Source organism: Streptomyces sp. NPDC043861, from assembly GCF_056435905.1.
Window position 1 is genome coordinate 1 of the sequence record NZ_JBWKDP010000035.1, and the last position, 4,568, is coordinate 4,568.

Below are 4,568 nucleotides of genomic sequence, written 5' to 3' on the forward strand. Positions count from 1 at the left end.
CACGCCTCCCTGGCCCTGGCCCAGCGGGCCAGTGGCCTGGCGGGTGACACCCCCCTGTTCACCGCCGTGTTCAACTACCGGCACAACCCCGGTGGTTCCGAGCAGGACGCGGACCACGACCGGACCCACGGCTTCGAAGGATTCGAGGCGCTGTACTCCCGAGAGCGGACCAACTACCCCCTGGTCATCTCCGTGGATGACGACGGCGAGTCGATCGCGCTCACCATCGACACGGCGGCCGCCGTGGACGGCCAAGCCGTCGGACAGCTGATGCGCACCACCGCGGAGAATCTGCTCACCGCGCTGGAAACGGCACTGGACGGTGGTCCGAAGGTGCCGTTGGGCGCGGTGGAGGTGTTGGGCGAGGGCGAGTTGCACCGGATGCTCCACGAGTGGAACAGCACGGGTCGTAGCTTGTTGCCGGCGACGGTGCCGGAGTTGTTCGCGGCGCAGGTCGCCCGGACCCCGGACGCGCCGGCGGTGGTCGCGAACGGTGTGAACCTCTCGTACGCAGAGCTGGACGCGAGGGCGAACCAGCTGGCACGCCTGCTGATCAGCCGGGGCGTTGGCCCCGAGTCCGTGGTGGCCGTGGCCCTGGACCGCAGTGCCGAGCTGGTGGTCGCACTGCTCGCGGTGATGAAGGCCGGCGGCGCATACCTGCCGGTGGACCCGGAATACCCGGCGGACCGGGTGGCTCACATGCTGGCGGACTCGGCGCCGGTCCTGCTACTGACCGACAGCCGCGACATCCGCAGTGGTGTCGCGGGCCCGGCCCGAGTGGTGGTCGACGACTCCGGCACGCGTGCGGAACTGGCGGCACTGGCCGAGGGCCCCCTGGCACCCCCGGAGTTGTCCGTTGTGGCGAGCGCCGACAGCGCGGCCTACATCATGTACACCTCCGGATCGACGGGGCGGCCCAAGGGCACGGTGGTGGCGCACCGGGCGGTGGACCGGCTTGTTCGTGAGTGCGGGTATGTGGCGCTGGGGCCGGGAAATGTGGTGGGCCAGCTGGCATCGGCTTCGTTCGATGCGGCGACTTTCGAGATCTGGGGTGCGCTGCTGAACGGGGCGACCCTCGCGGTCTCCGCGCCCGGCGCGGTTTCGGTGGCCGAGCTCGGAGTGTTCCTGGCCGCTCACCGCGTGGACACGCTGTGGTTGACGGCGGGTCTGTTCCACGAGGTGGTGGATCAGGACGTCTCGGTGTTGCGTGGTGTGCGGCAGTTGATGGCGGGTGGTGACACGCTGTCGGTGGGACGTTGTCGGCGTCTGCTGGCCGATGTGCCGTCGCTGCGGCTGTTCAACGGTTACGGTCCGACGGAGAACACCACCTTCACTGCGGTTCATGAGGTGCTCGAGGCGGAGCTGACCGAAGGTGTCGCGTCGGTGCCGATCGGGGTGCCGATCGCCGACACGCGGGTGTACGTGCTGGATGCCGCGCTGCGTCCGGTGCCGGTGGGTGTGGAGGGTGAGCTCTACAGCACCGGTGCGGGTCTGGCCCGTGGCTACGGAGGGCTGCCCGGTATGACGGCGGAGCGGTTCGTGGCGTGTCCGTTCGAATCGGGTGTGCGGATGTACCGGACGGGTGACCGGGCGCGATGGACAGCGGACGGGCGGCTGGTGTTCGCTGGCCGTGCAGACGATCAGGTCAAGATCCGCGGCTTCCGGGTCGAGCCGGGTGAGGTTGCCGAGATTCTGGCCGGGCACCCGCTGGTCGCGCAGGCTGAGGTCATCGCCCGCGAGGACACTCCCGGAGACCGTCGTCTGGTTGCCTACGTCGTCGCCGATGACAATGCGGTTGAGGAACTTCCGGCACTGGTGGCCGAGTTCGCCGCGGAGCGGCTGCCCGGTCACATGCTCCCGGCGGCGACCGTGGTACTGGACGACCTGCCGCTCACCGCCAACGGCAAGCTGGACCGCAAGGCACTGCCCGCCCCCGAGTACGCGACCGGGAGCGTCCGCGGCGCGGCCACGCTCCAGGAGGAGCTGCTGTGCGGGGTCTTCGCACAGGTCCTCGGCCTGGAGAAGGTCGGCGTCGACGACGACTTCTTCCAGCTCGGCGGCCACTCCCTGCTCGCCACCCGCCTGGTCAGCCGCGTGCGGACGGTACTGGGTGTGGAGGTGCCGCTGCGGACGCTGTTCGACGCGCCCACGGTGACAGGATTGGCTGCCCGTCTGGCCGGCGCCGATACCGCGCGGACGGCACTGACGACGCGGGAGCGCCCGGAGCGGGTGCCGCTGTCCTACGCGCAGCGCCGGCTGTGGTTCCTGGGACAGCTGGAAGGCCCGAGCGCCACGTACAACGTTCCTGTCGCGCTCCGCTTGTCCGGCCAGGTGGATGCCGCGGCACTGAACGCGGCCCTGCGGGACGTCATCGGCCGCCACGAGGTGCTGCGCACCGTGTACGCGGTCGCCGACGGTGAGCCGTACCAGCACATCATCGAACTCGACGAGCTGGAGTGGGACCTGGTCGTGGCCGAGGTCGCACCGGCGGGCCTCGACGACGCCGTCGCCGAGGCGGCCGGGTACGCGTTCGACCTTGCCTCGGAGACCCCGATCCGGGCCTGGCTGTTCCAGGACGGTTCGCAGGAGTCCGTCCTGGTGGTGACCGTGCACCACATCGCCGGTGACGGCTGGTCGACGGCACCGCTGGCCACAGACGTCTCACGGGCATACGCGGCACGTATGGCTGGTGGGGCGCCCGACTGGGAGCCGCTGCCCGTCCAGTACGCGGACTACGCGCTGTGGCAGCGCGAGCTGCTGGGCGACGAGCGTGACCCGGACAGTGTGTACGCGCGACAGACCGGCTACTGGCGCGAGGCTCTGGCCGGCGCGCCGGAGGAACTGGCGCTGCCGTTCGACCACCCGCGCCCCGCGGTGGGCTCTCACCGCGGTCATGAGGTGCCGCTGACGGTCCCGGCCGAGGTGCACGCACAACTCGCGGAGCTGGCCCGGGCCGAGGGCACGACCTCGTTCATGTTGCTGCAGGCCGCTCTTGCTGTGCTCCTCTCGCGTCTGGGCGCGGGCTCCGACATCCCGATCGGCGCGGCGAACGCCGGACGCACCGATGCCGCACTGGACGACCTGGTCGGCTTCTTCGTCAACACCCTGGTGCTGCGCACGGACGTGTCGGGGGACCCGACGTTCACCGAACTGCTGCGCCGGGTGCGCGGGACCAGCCTGTCGGCGTTCGAGCACCAGGACGTGCCGTTCGAGAAACTGGTCGAGGAGCTCGCGCCGAATCGCTCAATGGCGCATCAGCCTCTCTTCCAGGTGATGCTGACCCTGCAGAACAACGCCCAGGCCGTGGTCGACCTGCAAGGGATCCGGGCCACCGGGGCCGCGACCAGTGTGTCGGTGTCGAAGTTCGACATCGAGGTGGCGGCGCAGGAGGTGTTCGACAGCGAGGGCGCGCCGGCCGGAATCCACGGAGCCGTGATCGTCGCGGCGGACCTGTTCGAAGTGGCTTCGGCCGAGCGGCTCGCGGAGTGCCTGGTCCGGGTGCTGGGCGGAGTGGCCGCCGATCCCGGGGCGCGAGTGAGCGCCGTGGAGGTGATGGACGAGGCCGAGTCGCATCGGGTGTTGGTGGAGTGGAATGCGACGGGTGCCGAGGTGTCTTCGGGTTCGGTGCCTGGGTTGTTTGCTGCGCAGGTGGCGCGGGTTTCGGGTGCGGTGGCTGTGGTTGCGGATGGTGTGGAGGTGTCGTACGCGGAGTTGGATGCGCGGTCCGACCGTATGGCGCGCTATTTGGTGGGTCGGGGCGTTGCGGTGGGGTCGGTGGTGGGGGTGTGTCTGGAGCGTGGGGTCGATCTGCTGGTTTCGGTGCTTGGGGTGCTGAAGGCGGGTGGGTCCTATATGGCGATGGATCCGGCGTATCCGGTGGACCGGATCGGGTACATGTTGGCGGATGCCGGGCCGGTGGTGGTGCTGGCTTCTTCGGATACGCAGTCGCTGGTGCCGGGTGCGGTGTTGGTGGATGCGCCGGAGACGGTGGCGGAGTTGGCGGCGCTGGAGGGTGGGGCGCTGGATGTGGTGGTGCGGGCGGAGGATGCGGCGTATGTGATCTATACGTCGGGTTCGACGGGTCGGCCCAAGGGTGTGGTGGTGTCGCATGCGGGTGTGGCGAGTCTGGTGGCGGGTCATGTCCGGTTCTTGGGGGTGGGTGCTGGTTCGCGGGTGGGTCAGTACGGGTCGGTGGGCTTCGACGCGTTTGCGTGGGAGTGGTTCATGGCTTTGTTGACGGGTGCGACGTTGGTGGTGATTCCGCCGGAGGGGCGGTTGGGTGAGGCTTTGCCGCGGTTCCTGGCGGAGCAGCGGGTGTCGCATGTGGCGTTGCCGCAGGCGGTGTTGGCGGTGCTGGACGAGGCGTCGATTGGTGAGGACGTCGTTCTGGTGACGGGTGGTGAGGCGCTGCCGCGGGAGGTGATGGCTCGTTGGGCGCGTGGTCACCGGTTGTTCAACTCTTTCGGTCCGGCGGAGACGACGGTGGATGCGACGCTGTGGCGTTGTGATCCGGAAGCTGTGGAGGTGGCGATCGGGTCGCCGGTGGTGAATACCCGGGTGTTCGTGCT

Annotated in this window: 1 protein-coding gene; it reads left to right on the forward strand. The window is 69.4% G+C overall.

Annotated elements, in window-relative coordinates:
* The coding region (locus tag AC068D_RS35570) for an amino acid adenylation domain-containing protein (RefSeq protein WP_478827289.1) at positions 1-4,568 on the forward strand (4,568 nt) is incomplete at both ends.